At 55.9% G+C, this 15,576-nt stretch carries 16 protein-coding genes; 9 read left to right on the top strand and 7 right to left on the bottom strand.

What is annotated here, in order from left to right; genetic code table 11:
* The first annotated feature begins 114 nt into the window (after positions 1-114).
* The 6 genes from cytR to rraA all read left to right on the top strand — a co-directional run bounded on the left by cytR (position 115) and on the right by rraA (position 5,923).
* Entirely contained in the window at positions 115-1,143 is a 1,029-nt protein-coding gene (gene cytR / locus EGY08_RS14415; RefSeq protein WP_004127258.1) for a DNA-binding transcriptional regulator CytR, read from the top strand.
* A gap of 91 nt (positions 1,144-1,234) precedes the next feature.
* Positions 1,235-2,209 (top strand): cell division protein FtsN, encoded by a 975-nt coding sequence (ftsN, locus tag EGY08_RS14420; RefSeq protein WP_071830616.1) that lies wholly within the window; start codon positions 1,235-1,237, stop codon positions 2,207-2,209.
* Between the two features lie 91 nt (positions 2,210-2,300).
* The gene (gene hslV, locus EGY08_RS14425) at positions 2,301-2,831 is read left to right on the top strand and encodes an ATP-dependent protease subunit HslV (RefSeq protein ID WP_004127251.1); all 531 of its coding nucleotides are present in this window, start codon (positions 2,301-2,303) and stop codon (positions 2,829-2,831) included.
* Positions 2,832-2,840: 9 nt separating this feature from the next.
* Complete coding sequence (gene hslU, locus EGY08_RS14430; RefSeq protein WP_004127247.1) at positions 2,841-4,175, top strand: HslU--HslV peptidase ATPase subunit; 1,335 nt, start codon at positions 2,841-2,843, stop codon at positions 4,173-4,175.
* Positions 4,176-4,418: 243 nt separating this feature from the next.
* Positions 4,419-5,345 carry a 1,4-dihydroxy-2-naphthoate polyprenyltransferase gene (menA, locus tag EGY08_RS14435; protein WP_004127244.1) on the top strand — a complete coding sequence of 309 codons (927 nt, stop codon included), beginning with the start codon at positions 4,419-4,421 and terminating at the stop codon, positions 5,343-5,345.
* Between the two features lie 92 nt (positions 5,346-5,437).
* Positions 5,438-5,923 carry a ribonuclease E activity regulator RraA gene (gene rraA / locus EGY08_RS14440; RefSeq protein ID WP_004127241.1) on the top strand — a complete coding sequence of 162 codons (486 nt, stop codon included), beginning with the start codon at positions 5,438-5,440 and terminating at the stop codon, positions 5,921-5,923.
* Between the two features lie 59 nt (positions 5,924-5,982).
* Here the strand turns inward: rraA and pfkA are convergent, their stop codons facing one another.
* From pfkA to cpxP, 3 genes are all read right to left on the bottom strand, one after another.
* Positions 5,983-6,945, bottom strand: coding sequence for a 6-phosphofructokinase (pfkA, locus tag EGY08_RS14445; RefSeq protein ID WP_004127238.1), 963 nt, complete (start codon positions 6,943-6,945; stop codon positions 5,983-5,985).
* A gap of 202 nt (positions 6,946-7,147) precedes the next feature.
* Positions 7,148-8,044, bottom strand: a complete 897-nt coding sequence (gene fieF, locus EGY08_RS14450; RefSeq protein WP_049113482.1) for a CDF family cation-efflux transporter FieF — start codon at positions 8,042-8,044, stop codon at positions 7,148-7,150.
* Positions 8,045-8,193: 149 nt separating this feature from the next.
* Positions 8,194-8,697, bottom strand: a complete 504-nt coding sequence (gene cpxP / locus EGY08_RS14455; RefSeq protein WP_004127232.1) for a cell-envelope stress modulator CpxP — start codon at positions 8,695-8,697, stop codon at positions 8,194-8,196.
* A gap of 149 nt (positions 8,698-8,846) precedes the next feature.
* On the opposite strand from cpxP, the gene cpxR reads away from it, so the two are divergent.
* Together cpxR and cpxA are read left to right on the top strand one after the other, a co-directional pair.
* Positions 8,847-9,545 carry an envelope stress response regulator transcription factor CpxR gene (cpxR, locus tag EGY08_RS14460; protein WP_004127228.1) on the top strand — a complete coding sequence of 233 codons (699 nt, stop codon included), beginning with the start codon at positions 8,847-8,849 and terminating at the stop codon, positions 9,543-9,545.
* Positions 9,542-10,915: an envelope stress sensor histidine kinase CpxA gene (cpxA, locus tag EGY08_RS14465; RefSeq protein ID WP_004107505.1), complete on the top strand. Its 1,374-nt coding sequence runs from the start codon at positions 9,542-9,544 to the stop codon at positions 10,913-10,915. The genes cpxR and cpxA overlap by 4 nt, the downstream gene beginning before the upstream one ends.
* Positions 10,916-11,007: 92 nt before the next feature.
* Here cpxA and yiiM read toward each other — a convergent pair whose 3' ends face one another.
* The gene (gene yiiM / locus EGY08_RS14470; protein ID WP_024360578.1) at positions 11,008-11,682 is read right to left on the bottom strand and encodes a 6-hydroxyaminopurine reductase; all 675 of its coding nucleotides are present in this window, start codon (positions 11,680-11,682) and stop codon (positions 11,008-11,010) included.
* A 71-nt stretch (positions 11,683-11,753) separates the two neighbouring features.
* Complete coding sequence (gene sodA, locus EGY08_RS14475) at positions 11,754-12,374, bottom strand: superoxide dismutase [Mn] (protein WP_004127220.1); 621 nt, start codon at positions 12,372-12,374, stop codon at positions 11,754-11,756.
* Between the two features lie 291 nt (positions 12,375-12,665).
* Here sodA and rhaT point away from each other — a divergent pair, with 291 nt between their 5' ends.
* Positions 12,666-13,700, top strand: a complete 1,035-nt coding sequence (gene rhaT, locus EGY08_RS14480; protein ID WP_004127216.1) for an L-rhamnose/proton symporter RhaT — start codon at positions 12,666-12,668, stop codon at positions 13,698-13,700.
* Positions 13,701-13,705: 5 nt separating this feature from the next.
* Here the strand turns inward: rhaT and rhaR are convergent, their stop codons facing one another.
* Both rhaR and rhaS read right to left on the bottom strand, forming a co-directional pair.
* Positions 13,706-14,554 (bottom strand): HTH-type transcriptional activator RhaR, encoded by an 849-nt coding sequence (gene rhaR / locus EGY08_RS14485; RefSeq protein ID WP_004127212.1) that lies wholly within the window; start codon positions 14,552-14,554, stop codon positions 13,706-13,708.
* Positions 14,555-14,628: 74 nt separating this feature from the next.
* On the bottom strand, positions 14,629-15,465 hold the full coding sequence (gene rhaS, locus EGY08_RS14490) for an HTH-type transcriptional activator RhaS (RefSeq protein ID WP_004127210.1): 837 nt from the start codon (positions 15,463-15,465) through the stop codon (positions 14,629-14,631).
* Positions 15,466-15,576 lie beyond the last annotated feature (111 nt).

Here is a 15,576-nt window from a genome sequence, read left to right on the forward strand (position 1 = left end):
TCATCACGTTTTTCATGAAAATTCTGTAACTCTCTGGATGTACTATCTGTTAAAAATGTTGCTGATGTCAGAACGCCAGGGATGTGTCTGCGCCAGTCAGCGAGGAGAAATCAGGTGAAGCCCAAAAAACAGGTCGTTGCCGCCACTATGAAAGACGTTGCCCAAAAGGCAAACGTTTCCACGGCAACCGTATCCCGAGCGTTAATGAACCCCGATAAGGTTTCGCAGAGCACCCGTAACCGGGTCGAGCAGGCCGCGCTTGAAGTCGGCTATTTACCGCAATCGCTCGGGCGCAATATGAAGCGCAACGAGTCGCGCACCATCCTGGTGATTGTGCCGGATATCTGCGACCCCTTCTTCAGCGAGATCATTCGCGGTATTGAAGTCACCGCCGCGGAGCAAGAGTACCTGGTGTTGATCGGCGATTGCGCCCACCAGAACCGTCAGGAAAAGACCTTTATCGACCTGATCATTACCAAGCAGATCGATGGCATGCTGCTGCTGGGCTCCCGTTTACCCTTCGATGCGGGCGTGGAAGAGCAGCGCAATCTGCCGCCAATGGTGATGGCCAATGAATTCGCTCCCGAGCTGGAGTTGCCGACGGTGCATATCGATAACCTCACCGCCGCGTTTAACGCTGTGAACTATCTGCACGAGCTGGGGCACCGCCGCATCGGCTGTATCGCCGGCCCGGAAGAGATGCCGCTGTGCCATTACCGCCTGCAGGGCTATGTCCAGGCGCTCCGTCGCAGCGGGATAACCGTCGATCCGCACTATATCGCCCGCGGCAACTTTACCTATGAAGCCGGCGCCAGCGCGCTGGAACAGCTGCTGGCGCTGCCGGTACCGCCAACGGCTATTTTCTGCCATAGCGATATTATGGCGCTGGGGGCGCTATCGCTGGCGAAACGTCGCGGCCTGAAAGTTCCTGAAGATCTGTCTATTATTGGTTTTGATAACATCTCTTTGTCTGAATTTTGCGATCCGCCATTGACGACCGTCGCGCAACCACGTTTTGATATTGGCCGCGAAGCGATGCTGCTTTTGCTGGATCAACTGCACGGTCATAACGTCAGCAGCGGATCACGATTACTTGACTGCGAGCTTATCGTTCGCGGCAGTACGCGCAAAATCCGAACATAACCACCAGGCTTTCGGGCCTGCTCTTCTGGTCAAAGCCCCGCCGCTTAAGTAACATGGCGGGCTGAAAAACGAATAAGACAGCGAAACGATAGTGGCACAACGAGATTATGTACGCCGCAGCCAACCGGCTTCTTCGCGGCGCAAAAAGAGCAATACGCGAAGCTCAAGGAACAAACAAGGCGGCCTTTCGGCGGTTTCACCGACTATGGTGGCCATCGCTGCGGCAGTGCTGGTGGCCTTTATCGGTGGACTGTACTTCATCACTCACCATAAGAAAGAAGAAGCTGAAGCTCTGCAGAACCGCCAGGCCGCGGGCAACGGCCTGCCGCCGAAGCCGGAAGAGCGTTGGCGCTATATTAAAGAGCTGGAAAGTCGTCAGCCCGGGGTACGCGCGCCTACGGAACCCACCGCGGGCGGAGAAGTCATGAAGCCGGAGCAGTTGACGGATGAGCAGCGCCAGCTACTGGCGCAGATGCAGGCCGATATGCGTCAGCAGCCCACGCAGCTGACCGAAGTGCCGTGGAATGAACAAACTCCGGCACAGCGTCAGCAAACCTTGCAGCGTCAGCGTTTAGCTCAGCAGCAGGTACAGCAACAGCAGCTCGCGCAGGCCCAACAGCAGACGCAGGTACAGCAACCGCGAACCCAGCCGCGGGTTGTCGAGCAGCCGAAGCCGGTACAACAGCAGCCGAGGCAGACGGCGTCGAATCAGCAGCCGTATCAGGACCTGCTGCAAACGCCAGCGCATACCAGTACCGCGCAGCCTAAAGCCCAGGCCGCCGCGCCGGTAACCCGTGTAGAAGAAGCGCCGAAAACCGCCGCGACGGAGAAAAAAGACGATCGCAGCTGGATGATCCAGTGCGGGTCCTTTAAAGGCGCTGAGCAGGCGGAAACCGTGCGCGCGCAGCTGGCGTTTGAAGGCTTCGCCTCGCACATCACCACCAATAACGGCTGGAATCGCGTGGTGATTGGCCCGCTGAAAGGCAAAGAAAACGCCAGCAATATGATTGAACGGCTGAAAATGGCCGGACACGCAAACTGCATTCGTCTCGCCGCCAGGGGTTGAAACCCTCAAAATCCCCCCCATCTATAATTGCATTCTGCCCCGCGTAAACCGCGGGGCCCCTATTCCGCTTTTGCAACCAAGGGGTCTGCTCGTGACTACAATTGTAAGTGTTCGCCGTAACGGCCATGTCGTTATTGCCGGTGATGGCCAGGCCACGCTGGGCAACACCGTAATGAAAGGCAACGTGAAAAAAGTGCGCCGCCTGTATAACGACAAAGTGATTGCCGGCTTTGCGGGCGGCACCGCTGACGCCTTCACGCTGTTCGAACTGTTTGAACGTAAGCTGGAAATGCATCAGGGCCACCTGGTGAAAGCCGCCGTTGAGCTGGCGAAAGACTGGCGTACCGACCGGATGCTGCGCAAGCTCGAAGCGCTGCTGGCGGTGGCTGACGAAAACGCCTCGCTCATCATCACCGGTAACGGTGACGTGGTGCAGCCAGAAAACGATTTGATTGCTATCGGCTCCGGCGGTCCCTACGCCCAGGCCGCGGCTCGCGCCCTGCTGGAAAATACCGATATGGGCGCACGCGATATCGCAGAGAAAGCGTTGAGTATTGCAGGTGATATCTGCATTTATACCAACCACTTCCATACCATCGAAGAATTGACCTCCAAAGCGTAAGGATCTCCCATGTCTGAAATGACCCCACGCGAAATTGTCAGCGAACTGGACAAACACATTATCGGCCAGGACGCAGCCAAGCGCTCCGTCGCCATCGCTCTGCGTAACCGCTGGCGTCGTATGCAGCTCAACGAAGAGCTGCGTCACGAAGTCACGCCCAAAAACATTCTGATGATCGGCCCGACCGGCGTCGGTAAAACGGAAATCGCCCGTCGTCTGGCAAAGCTTGCCAATGCGCCATTTATCAAGGTTGAAGCGACTAAATTCACCGAAGTCGGCTATGTTGGTAAGGAAGTGGACTCCATCATCCGCGATCTGACCGATGCGGCGATCAAAATGGTGCGCATGCAGTCCATCGACAAAAACCGCTATCGTGCGGAAGAGCTGGCGGAAGAACGCATCCTCGACGTGCTGATCCCGCCGGCGAAAAACAACTGGGGCCAGGCCGAACAGCCTCAGGAACCTTCCGCCGCGCGCCAGTCTTTCCGTAAAAAACTGCGCGAAGGTCAGCTTGATGATAAAGAGATTGAAATCGATCTCGCGGCTGCGCCGATGGGCGTTGAAATCATGTCCCCTCCGGGCATGGAAGAGATGACCAGCCAGCTGCAGTCCATGTTCCAGAACCTGGGCGGCCAGAAGCAAAAACCGCGTAAGCTGAAAATTAAAGACGCGATGAAGCTGCTGATTGAAGAAGAAGCGGCGAAGCTGGTCAACCCGGAAGAGCTGAAGCAGGATGCCATCGACGCCGTTGAGCAGCACGGTATCGTGTTTATCGACGAAATCGACAAAATCTGTAAGCGCGGCGGCAACTCTTCCGGCCCTGACGTATCTCGTGAAGGCGTACAGCGCGACCTGCTGCCGCTGGTTGAAGGCTGCACCGTCTCCACTAAGCACGGTATGGTGAAAACCGATCACATTCTGTTTATCGCCTCCGGCGCGTTCCAGGTCGCCAGCCCGTCTGACTTAATCCCGGAACTGCAGGGTCGTCTGCCGATTCGCGTTGAGCTGAAAGCGCTGACCACCCACGACTTCGAGCGTATTTTGACCGAGCCGAACGCGTCTATCACCGTGCAGTATAAAGCGCTGATGGCGACCGAGGGCGTCAATATCGAATTCACGGAAGATGGCATCAAGCGTATCGCTCAGGCCGCATGGCAGGTCAACGAAACTACCGAGAACATCGGTGCACGTCGTCTGCATACCGTACTGGAGCGTCTGATCGAAGACATCTCCTACGATGCCAGCGAAATGAATGGCCAAACCGTCACCATCGATGCGGAATATGTCGGTAAGCATCTGGATGTTCTGGTGGCAGATGAAGATCTGAGCCGTTTTATCTTATAATCCGGTTCAATATATTTTCATCACACTAGATGGGGCTATAGATACCCTACTCATTCGAGTTGCAGGACAAAACGGTTAACCGTTTGAACAGACCTTACGCTGGCCCCGAAGGCCAAATCACGCGGCAAGGGAATTCATCCCCAGGAGTGTGCATAAGTACATGACTGGGGTGAATGAGCGTAGCCTACGTATCTGCAGCCTGAAGTATGAAGGGTAGGGCCCCATTTTTATTGGCCGGGACTTATGACCGAACACGCAATCACTCGCACCCAGGCCTGGCTGGAAAGCCTGCGCCCCAAAACGTTACCTCTGGCCTTTGCTGCCATTATTGTTGGCTCCGCGCTTGCCTGGCATCAGGGCAGTTTCGATCCCTGGGTTGCGCTGCTGGCCATCATTACCGCCGGTTTATTACAAATCCTCTCCAATCTGGCCAACGATTATGGCGACGCGATAAAAGGCAGCGATAAACCTGACCGTATCGGCCCGCTGCGCGGTATGCAGAAAGGCGCCATCACCCAGGCGCAGATGAAACGCGCGTTGATTCTCACCGTGGCGCTGATTTGTCTCTCCGGCCTGACGTTGCTATTCCTGGCCTGGCAAACCATGGCCGATTTTATCGGTTTTATGGTCCTCGGCGGTCTCGCGATCGTTGCCGCCATTACCTATACCGTCGGCACTCGCCCTTACGGCTACATCGGCCTTGGCGATATCTCCGTGCTGGTGTTCTTCGGCTGGCTTAGCGTCGTCGGGAGCTGGTATCTGCAGGCGCACAGCGTTGAAGCGGCCATTTTCTTACCCGCCACCGCCTGCGGTCTGCTGGCGACGGCGGTGCTGAATATTAACAATCTGCGCGATATCGACAGCGATCGTGAAAACGGTAAAAACACCCTCGCCGTGCGCCTGGGGCCGGTTAACGCTCGCCGCTATCACGCTTGCCTGCTGTTTGGCGCGCTGCTGTGCCTGGCGCTGTTTAACCTGATCTCGCTGCATAATCCGTGGGGCTGGCTGTTCCTGCTGGCGACGCCGCTGCTGGTTAAGCAGGCGCGTTATGTGATGCGGGAGCGTGACCCCGTCGCCATGCGTCCAATGCTCGAAAGAACCGTTAAAGGGGCACTGCTGACCAACCTGCTGTTTGTTATCGGAATTATTTGCAGCAGGCTTGCGGCTTAACTGACAAATATCAATTAACAATTGATGATTTTGCCAACAGCGTGATTCACGAGATATACTGAAAATTCTCGCAGCAACTGAACGTTAAGCCTATGAAATACGATACTTCCGAGCTTTGTGACATCTACCAGGAGGATGTCAACGTCGTGGAACCTCTGTTCTCCAACTTTGGGGGGCGCTCGTCGTTTGGTGGACAAATCATCACGGTAAAATGTTTCGAGGATAACGGGTTGCTCTACGATATGCTCGAACAGAACGGCCGTGGTCATGTCCTGTTGGTTGACGGTGGTGGTTCCGTTCGACGCGCATTGATTGACGCTGACCTGGCGCGTCTGGCCGTACAAAACGAGTGGGAAGGGCTGGTCGTCTATGGCGCGGTGCGTCAGGTTGACGATCTGGAAGAGCTGGATATCGGTATCCAGGCGCTGGCCGCCATCCCCGTCGGAGCCGCAGGTGAAGGGATCGGCGAAAGCGACGTGCGCGTCAACTTCGGCGGCGTCACCTTCTTTTCCGGCGACCATCTCTACGCCGATAATACCGGTATTATCCTTTCCGAGGATGCCCTGGATATCGAGTAGCTTCCCGCCCATAAAAAAGGCCTTCTCTCTGAGAAGGCCTTTTTGTTTCCGTTGGAAGCTTAGTACAGCTTCTTAGCGCAATCCAGCCAGTCGCTTTTGAACGGACGCTTCATGTTCTCAATAGCGTCGATAATGTCGTGGTGCACCAGCTTCTCGTTCTGAATACCGACGCAGCGGCCGCCGAAGCCCTGCAGCAGCAGGTCAATCGCGTACGCGCCCATGCGGGATGCCAGAATACGGTCATAAGGAACCGGAGAGCCGCCGCGCTGAATGTGGCCCAGTACGGTTGCGCGAGTTTCACGGCCGGTCTCTTTCTCGATGTAGTGAGCCAGCTCGTCGACGTCGCACATATGCTCGGTGATCGCCACAATCGCGTGCTTTTTGCCTTTGGCGATGCCCGCCTTAATTTCTGATACCAGGTCGTCGCGAGTGTATTCAACCTCAGGCACCATGATGAACTCACAGCCGCCGGAGATAGCTGCCGCCAGGGTCAGGTCGCCGCAGTAACGGCCCATCACTTCCACAACGGAAATACGCTGGTGGGAGGAAGAGGTGTCACGCAGGCGGTCAATTGCCTCTACCACGGTGCTCAATGCGGTGAAGAAGCCAATGGTATAGTCAGTGCCTTTGATATCGTTGTCGATAGTGCCCGGCAGGCCGATGCAGGGGAAGCCCATCTCAGTCAGACGCACGGCACCCATATAGGAACCGTCACCACCGATAACCACCAGCGCATCCAGGCCGCGCTTTCTCATATTTTCAATGGCGACTGCGCGAATATGTTCTTCGCGGAATTCTGGAAAACGCGCCGACCCCAGGAAGGTGCCGCCGCGGTTGATCATGTCGGAAACGCTGTAGCGGTCGAGCTGAACCATACGATCTTCATACAGGCCGAGGTAACCGTCATAGATTCCAAAAACTTCCAGACCTTCCGTTAATGCCGCACGCACAACGCCACGAATTGCTGCGTTCATGCCCGGGGCATCACCGCCACTTGTCAACACACCGATTTTCTTAATCATGACTACCTCTGAACTTAGGAAGCAAAAAATAATCCTGTTGCCTGAAGCGCCCCTCACCAGGAGTGCACAACGATAATTGCAATAGTATATCAAACGCTTCTGGCTGAATTGATTCAGGTCAGACCAAATGGCGGTAATTTATACAAAAAATGCCGATCCGCCCCACACTTTTACATCGAGTTTACAGACTATAACCTAAAGATCATAAAACACCCTGCCGCCCTAACGGCACCACAGAGCAGGGGTCCTGGTGGATAATGACATCGGACCCGGGAAAACGGAGCAACAACGCCTGCTCCACCTGGTCGGCAATTACGTGTGCCTGAACCAGCGGGAGGTTATCTTCCATTTCCAAATGAATCTGAATAAAGCGAGTCGGCCCTGACTGCCGCGTTCGTAGATCGTGCGCCCCGCTGACGCCTGGCCACGCGGTCACGATATTGATAATTTCCTGGCGTTCCTCATCAGGAAGCGCGCGGTCTAACAACGACTGAACGGCGTCATAAGCCATGCGCAGCGCGCTATATAAAATATAGACGCCTATACCTAATGCAAACAGCGCATCAGCACGGTGCCAGCCGTACCAGGAGAGGGCCAGCGCCACCAGAATTGCGCCGTTCATCATAACATCAGACTGATAATGAAGCATATCCGCCCGTACCGCCTGACTTTGTGTTTTTCTTACGACCCAGCGCTGGAACGTGACCAGCAGCAGCGTGCTGACCAGCGCAATCAGCGTCACCACCATCCCAACGCCCGCCGCATTCATCGGCTCAGGACGAACGAGATGATCAATACCGGTCAAGAACAGAAACAGCGCCGAGCCGGAGATAAACATACTTTGCGCCAGCGCGGCCAGCGATTCCGCTTTACCATGGCCAAAGGTATGTTCTTCATCGGCAGGCTGCAGCGAATAACGCACCACCAGCAGGTTGGTCAACGAGGCGGCGATATCCACCAGTGAATCAACCAGCGCCGCCAGAATACTCACAGACCCGGTATACCACCATGCAAAAATCTTGATCAAAAGTAACGCAGAGGCCATCACCGTCGCCGCAATCGCCGCGCGGCTCACCAGCTGCCCATAAGATTGATTCATAAACGCTCCTTACTTCGCGATGCGCTTAGTATAACCCGATCTTTTACCGGGACGGGGAGACAGGAGGGCGCTGAATAACGGGCAAAAAAAACCCCCACATCATGTGGGGGAAGACAGGGATGGTGTCTATGGCAAGGAAAACAGGGTTGTTACTGGGGTTGCAGGGTATTGCTACTACTCGAAAGCATCATCGCTGAGCCTTTATGCATCCGTGCAACCTCACGCAACTGATCCATTCGTTGCTGGTGCTTAGCGTTTAAAACCGCTTGCTGCTCTGGCGTTAGCAGGTGATACATCTGGTTGCGAACTTTTGCCATTTCAACCTGGCGGGCAACCTGTTCCTGCGCCATCTTATCTGCCTGAGCGCGTACAGCGTTTTCATCAAAATTTTCTGCGGTGACAAGGCGATGCATTGTCTCCATTTCGCTAACATTAACGGGTGGCCTGTCGTGGCGTGCCCGCTGCATAAGATCTCGTAACTGTTGCCGTTGGTGTTCAGTTAAACTTATGCCGTCAAACATATGGCTCTGGCTGCTGCGCTGGACCCCTTCGTCTCCGGGAAGCCAGTTAACGCTGGTGACGACTTCAGCGGCTTGGCTATATGCACTTAGCGCCAGCGTTGAGGCCATGACGGCAGCGATAACATTGCGCATCACATACTCCCAAAACGTTTGTGTCGCGATTCAACGAGAGAGAGTTTACGATGCAGGCTGCAAACATGCGTCAGGGGGTGTAAAACAACGTAAAGTCATGGATTAGCGAGCCTTGATGACGTAATTTCTGCCTCGGAGGTATTTAAACAATGAATAAAATCCTGTTAGTAGATGATGACCGGGAGCTCACCTCCCTGTTAAAAGAGCTGCTCGATATGGAAGGTTTTAATGTGCTCGTCGCCCATGATGGGGAACAGGCGCTGGCCCTTCTGGACGACAGCATCGATTTACTTTTGCTTGATGTGATGATGCCGAAGAAAAACGGTATCGACACGCTCAAAGAGTTGCGTCAGACACACCAGACCCCGGTTATCATGCTAACGGCCCGCGGGAGCGAGCTGGATCGCGTTCTCGGCCTCGAGCTGGGCGCGGACGATTATTTGCCTAAGCCGTTCAACGATCGTGAGCTGGTGGCGCGTATACGCGCGATTCTGCGCCGGTCGCACTGGAGCGAGCAGCAGCAGACAACCGAAGCCGGGTCACCGACGCTGGAAGTGGATGCGCTAAGCCTTAACCCCGGTCGCCAGGAAGCCAGCTTCGATGGTCTGACCCTGGAACTGACCGGCACCGAGTTCACCCTGCTCTATCTTCTGGCGCAGCATCTTGGCCAGGTGGTATCGCGTGAGCATCTTAGCCAGGAAGTGCTGGGTAAACGCCTGACGCCATTCGATCGCGCGATCGACATGCACATCTCCAACCTGCGGCGCAAGCTGCCGGAGCGCAAAGACGGCCATCCGTGGTTTAAAACCCTGCGCGGACGCGGCTATCTGATGGTATCGGCTTCATGATTGGAAGTTTAACCGCACGCATCTTCGCTATTTTCTGGCTCACGCTGGCGCTGGTGTTGATGCTGGTTCTGATGCTGCCCAAGCTGGACTCGCGCCAGATGACCGAGCTGCTGGAGAGCGAGCAACGTCAGGGCATCATGATTGAACAGCACGTCGAGGCCGAACTGGCGAACGATCCGCCAAACGACCTGATGTGGTGGCGTCGTCTGTTTCGCGCCATCGATAAGTGGGCTCCGCCGGGCCAGCGTTTGCTGCTGGTTACCAGCGAAGGTCGCGTTATCGGCGCCGAGCGCAACGAAATGCAGATTATCCGCAACTTTATCGGCCAGGCGGATAACGCCGACCATCCGCAGAAAAAGCGCTATGGTCGTCTGGAAATGGTCGGGCCTTTTTCCGTCAGGGATGGAGAAGATAACTACCAGCTCTATCTGATTCGCCCTGCCAATACATCACAATCAGACTTCATCAATCTGCTGTTCGATCGGCCGTTACTGCTGCTGATCGTCACCATGTTAGTCAGCGCCCCGCTGCTGCTGTGGCTGGCGTGGAGCCTGGCGAAACCCGCACGTAAGCTGAAAAATGCCGCCGATGAAGTCGCCCAGGGCAACCTGCGTCAGCATCCGGAGCTGGAAGCCGGTCCGCAGGAGTTTTTAGCCGCCGGGACCAGTTTTAACCAGATGGTGACCGCGCTGGAGCGCATGATGTCCAGCCAGCATCGTCTGCTGTCCGATATCTCGCACGAACTGCGCACGCCGCTGACCCGCCTGCAGTTAGGCACCGCATTGCTGCGCCGCCGCAGCGGGGAAAGCAAAGAGCTGGAGCGCATTGAGATGGAAGCGCACCGGCTGGATAGCATGATCAACGACCTGCTGGTGATGTCGCGCAATCAGGCGAAAACCGCGCTGGTCAGCGAAACGGTGAAAGCCAACCAGCTGTGGGGCGAGGTGCTGGATAACGCCGCCTTTGAAGCCGAACAGATGGGGAAATCGTTCACCGTCGAGTATCCGCCGGGGCCCTGGCCGCTGTACGGTAACCCCAATGCGCTGGAGAGCGCGCTGGAAAATATCGTACGTAACGCGCTGCGCTATTCGCATACCAAAATTTCAGTGAGCTTCTCGGTGGATAAAGACGGAATTACGGTTAACGTCGATGATGACGGGCCGGGCGTGAGTCCGGAGGATCGCGAGCAGATTTTCCGTCCGTTCTACCGTACCGATGAGGCGCGCGACCGCGAGTCTGGCGGTACCGGCCTGGGTCTGGCGATTGTCGAAGCGGCGATTCAACAGCACCGCGGTTGGGTAAAAGCCGACGACAGCCCGCTGGGCGGCCTGCGTTTAACCCTCTGGCTGCCGCTGTATAAGCGCACCTGATGCCCCCGGCCTGCGCTTCGCCAGGCCGGGTTCGAAACGGGGAGCCCGGATAAAGCGCAAAGCGCCGCCATCCGGGAACGCGCACGGAAGCGCTATTTTCCCCACAATCTCCGCGAATTATTCTCGATCTGCCCGCTTAAACGCCGCTTCTGCATCGTTCTGCTCCAGCTTACCGACAGCCCCGCCGCGGAAAGTAAACGTCGGTACTGGTCATCATCGAACGGCATCTGCCAGGCGATGGCGCCCGCTTCGTGAACGCTGACGTCGCTGAGCCGGGATACCAGCGCCAGCGGCGCATCGCTGGAGACTTGCCCACCCGCCACCACCCGATACAACCAGCCGGTTTTACCGCTGTTCTGCATAAGCTGGGCCATATCGCTGACGGCAAAATGATAGTTGAGCTTGAAGCAGGGAGAGCGCGGCTGCGTCACCTGGATCAGCGCCTCTCCCCAGCGAAAGATATCGCCGATGTAGACATTTTTTTCCGTCAGCCCTTCGGTCGAGAGATTCTCGCCAAACGCCGGGGCGCAGAAAAGATCCGCCTGCTGCGGAAGTTCAAGCGCCCAATGGGCATAGTGTTCTCGGGGATAGTGGCACAGCGCGCGGTCCGGTCCGCCGTGAATTTTCTTCTCGGCCTGCTCATCGCCCTCCAGCCCCAAATCGCCGAGGGTCAGTTCACCATCGACCTGGACTTTCCCGATGGCGCTTGGACGGCTGCCGTCGTAATCCCTTACCTTGCCCACAAAGACATTCACCGGATAGTGCATCGCTGCTCCTTTGCTGCGGATATAAAAAAAGCGAGTCATCAGACTCGCTTCTCGCTCAGCACAATGCAACCTTATTTTTTGGCGGCAAAACGCGCTGCGGCTTCGTCCCAGTTCACGACGTCCCAGAACGCTTTGATGTAGTCCGGGCGACGGTTCTGGAATTTCAGGTAGTAAGCGTGTTCCCACACGTCCAGGCCGATAATCGGAAAGCCGGAAGCGCCGGAGATAGCTTCACCCATCAGCGGGGAGTCCTGGTTAGCGGTAGAAACCACCGCCAGCTTGTCGCCTTTCAGCACCAGCCACGCCCAGCCGGAGCCAAAACGGGTCGCAGCCGCTTTTTCAAATTCCGCTTTGAAGTTGTCAACGGAACCGAAATCGCGCTCGATAGCCGCTTTCAGGTCGCCCTGCAAGGTGGTACCGGTTTTCAGGCCTTTCCAGAACAGGCTGTGGTTAGCGTGGCCGCCGGCGTTGTTACGCAGAACGGTTTTTTTGTCTGCCGGCAGCTGATCCAGTTTGGTAATCAGCTCTTCTGCGGACAGGCTCGCGAATTCAGGCAGGCTTTCCAGCGCCGCGTTGGCGTTGTTCACGTAGGTCTGGTGGTGTTTAGTGTGATGGATTTCCATCGTCTGCTTGTCAAAATGCGGTTCCAGGGCGTCATAAGCGTACGGCAGGGCAGGCAGTGTGTAACTCATAATCATCTCCATTATTGTCGAGCGGCGGAAAGTGTTAATGCCGCGTAAGCAGTTGGTTCATTATAGTTAATTAAATGATATTGAAAACGCTTATCAATGCCGTATTTTTAATAAGGTTATAACAGGGGGGGATTGATGTCGTTTTGTGATACAGAACAACTAATTAAGTTTTTGGTTGCCAGGTTCAGGCTTCCGGTGGCAACAGCTTAAAGGCGGAAAAACTGACCGATTTTTACACTCACCGGGTCGGAAGAAGATTTATCCGATAAAAAATAGATGAGGATAAAATCAATGAATCACGCGATTACGATGGGTATTTTTTGGCATTTGATAGGTGCGGCCAGTGCAGCCTGTTTCTATGCCCCGTTCAAGAAAGTTAAACATTGGTCCTGGGAAACCATGTGGTCTATCGGCGGTATTGTCTCCTGGCTGATCCTCCCCTGGGCCATCAGCGCCATGCTGCTGCCCGATTTCTGGGCCTATTACGGCTCTTTTAACGCCTCCACGCTGCTGCCCGTTTTCCTGTTCGGCGCCATGTGGGGTATCGGTAATATCAACTACGGCCTGACGATGCGCTACCTCGGCATGTCGATGGGGATCGGCATCGCCATTGGTATCACGCTGATTGTTGGCACCTTAATGACGCCGATTCTTAACGGTCAGTTTGCTGTTCTCATTAACACCAAAGGCGGCCAGATGACGCTGCTCGGCGTGCTGGTCGCGGTGATTGGCGTGGGGATCGTCACCCGCGCCGGCCAGTTGAAAGAGCGCAAAATGGGCATCAAAGCCGAAGACTTCAACCTGAAAAAGGGGCTGGTCCTGGCGGTGATGTGCGGCATCTTCTCGGCCGGTATGTCGTTCGCCATGAACGCCGCCAAGCCGATGCATGAAGCGGCCGCCGCGCTCGGCGTTGACCCGCTCTATACCGCGCTGCCAAGCTATGTGGTGATCATGGGCGGCGGCGCGCTGGTTAACCTCGGCTTCTGCTTTATTCGTCTGGCAAAAGTGAAAAACCTGTCGATAAAAGCCGACTTCTCGCTGGCAAAACCGCTCATCGTCAGCAATATCCTGCTTTCGGCGTTAGGCGGCCTGATGTGGTATCTCCAGTTCTTCTTCTATGCCTGGGGCCACGCCAGCATTCCGGCGCAGTACGACTACATGAGCTGGATGCTGCATATGAGCTTCTATGTGCTGTGCGGCGGCCTGGTGGGTCTGATACTGAAAGAGTGGAACAACGCCGGTCGTCGTCCGGTGGGCGTCCTCAGCCTCGGCTGCGTGGTGATTATTATCGCCGCCAATATCGTTGGTCTGGGAATGGCGAACTAGCGTCGTCAGGCGGCGGTGCGACTGCGCTGCCGCCACTGCCCCGGCGTCATGCCTATCTCGCGGTTAAACACCACCGAAAAGTAGTTGCTGTCTTCAAACCCGCACTGCATCGCCACTTCGCCAATCAGCCGTTCGGTATGCTGCAGCAGATACTGCGCGTGACAGATGCGCAGCTGGCGCAGGTAGTGGTTGATGGTCATCCCCGTCTGCTGGCGAAACTGCTGACGCAGCGCGCGTTCGCTGCACCCTTCGCGCTCGCAAAAACGGTCAAGAAAGAAGGGACGATTGAGGCTGCCCGCCAGCTCGGTGAGCAGCTTATCGAGCAGCGCTTCGCTTTGGGTTGCCGCCAGATTATCGGTGGCGTAGCGATAGCGCTGAAGAATAAGCGCCAGCTGCGCAAACAGCAGTTCGGCCATATTATTGGCCTGCGCATCGCTGCGGCTGCTTTCATGCTCCAGCTGGGTAATCACCTGCCTGACCTGGGCCATGCCGCTGCTGCCAATCCGCCAGTGCGGAACCCACGGAGTGCCGAACAGACCGGGAATGTGCGCCGCCCAGTCAAAGTTAAGCCGCAGCCGGTCCGGGCAGTAAATGACGTTTTGCAGGACGAGATCGTTCACCGAGGCGTAGGAGTGTTTGTCTTCCGCGCGGATATAGAACAGATCGCCGCGGGTAATCCGCCACGGGCGATCGTTAAGGACGTGCAGGCCGTTCCCCCGCCACACCAGCACCAGTTCGCAGAACTCGTGGGTATGCTCGGCGAAGACGTTTTGCGGATAGCGATCCGCTACCGCCACCGCCTGAGCGGGGGAGGCGAAAAATTCATCTTTGCGAAGAATCAGCTGACCTGCCACGACATCAACTCCGGACGCGAAAAAACGAGTCATTATTCGCGTTTATGCCTGCTAAAACGTTGACTGCTCTCGCGTTACTGAAGAATGGCGTCGCGTCCCTGGCGAATATCACGCGGAGACCAGGCAAACTCCCGGCGAAAAAGCGTCGAAAAGTGGTTACTGTCGCCGAATCCACAGCGATAGGCGATATCGGTCACACTATCATCGCTATGGCGCAGCAGATGGCGCGCCTTCATCAACCGCACCCGATTCAGATAGCGCTGCGGCGTCAGTCCGGTTTGCTGTTTTAACTGGCGATGCAGGGTTCGCAGGGAGAGTGAAAACCGCGCCGCGACCTCTTCCCAGCAGATATCTTCGGCAAAATGGTCTTCCAGCCAGGCCATTAAATGGTTCAGCCGCGCCTCGTTGTCCGACGCCCCTTCGGCCAGGCTGCTTTTACGCAGGTGCACCAGCAGTTGCATAAATAAAATCTCGCGGCTGGCGATAGCGTGCATATCCGCATCCGCGCCGACCTCCTCCATCTGATCCACAATCTGGCGCACCTGCTGCAAAGCGCTCTGATTAACCCGCCAGTGCGAAAGGTAATTTCCCTCTTGCTCCTGCGGCAGCAGCGCGTTCAGGCCGGACAAAAAGCGAAACGCGTCCGGCGCGCGATAGAGCACATTGGTCAGGCACAGATTATCGGTATGTTCGTAGAGATGGCGGTCGTGATCGCGAATAAAGCAGACCGAACCGCCGCTGATGGTGTAGGGCTGGCCGTTGAAAACGTGAATTCCCGTACCGTGTTCCACAATAACAATCTCATGAAAATCATGGTGATGTTCAGGAAAAGCGGATTGTGGGAGCCGCGGCTCAATGGCGACAGCTGAAACGCCGGACTTAAAGAAATCCACACTGTGCAACATGGTCATAGCAGCTCCTCGAAATGAGAAATGTTATCAATCAGTGGAGCAAATAGTAATTAAGGGGCGGCGATCCGGCCTTCAATTTTTGACCGTAAAATTCGTAAAGCCTGCCGCTTT

The organism is Klebsiella sp. FDAARGOS_511 (assembly GCF_003812845.1).
Lineage (GTDB): Bacteria > Pseudomonadota > Gammaproteobacteria > Enterobacterales > Enterobacteriaceae > Klebsiella > Klebsiella grimontii.

Excerpts from the sequence above, each read along its gene's own strand:
- hslU (WP_004127247.1), top strand. The coding sequence starts at position 2,841 with ATGTCTGAAATGACCCCACGCGAAATTGTCAGCGAACTGGACAAACAC.
- menA (WP_004127244.1), top strand. The coding sequence starts at position 4,419 with ATGACCGAACACGCAATCACTCGCACCCAGGCCTGGCTGGAAAGCCTG.
- rraA (WP_004127241.1), top strand. The coding sequence starts at position 5,438 with ATGAAATACGATACTTCCGAGCTTTGTGACATCTACCAGGAGGATGTC.
- pfkA (WP_004127238.1), bottom strand. The coding sequence starts at position 6,945 with ATGATTAAGAAAATCGGTGTGTTGACAAGTGGCGGTGATGCCCCGGGC.
- fieF (WP_049113482.1), bottom strand. The coding sequence starts at position 8,044 with ATGAATCAATCTTATGGGCAGCTGGTGAGCCGCGCGGCGATTGCGGCG.
- cpxP (WP_004127232.1), bottom strand. The coding sequence starts at position 8,697 with ATGCGCAATGTTATCGCTGCCGTCATGGCCTCAACGCTGGCGCTAAGT.
- cpxR (WP_004127228.1), top strand. The coding sequence starts at position 8,847 with ATGAATAAAATCCTGTTAGTAGATGATGACCGGGAGCTCACCTCCCTG.
- cpxA (WP_004107505.1), top strand. The coding sequence starts at position 9,542 with ATGATTGGAAGTTTAACCGCACGCATCTTCGCTATTTTCTGGCTCACG.
- yiiM (WP_024360578.1), bottom strand. The coding sequence starts at position 11,682 with ATGCACTATCCGGTGAATGTCTTTGTGGGCAAGGTAAGGGATTACGAC.
- sodA (WP_004127220.1), bottom strand. The coding sequence starts at position 12,374 with ATGAGTTACACACTGCCTGCCCTGCCGTACGCTTATGACGCCCTGGAA.
- rhaT (WP_004127216.1), top strand. The coding sequence starts at position 12,666 with ATGAATCACGCGATTACGATGGGTATTTTTTGGCATTTGATAGGTGCG.
- rhaS (WP_004127210.1), bottom strand. The coding sequence starts at position 15,465 with ATGACCATGTTGCACAGTGTGGATTTCTTTAAGTCCGGCGTTTCAGCT.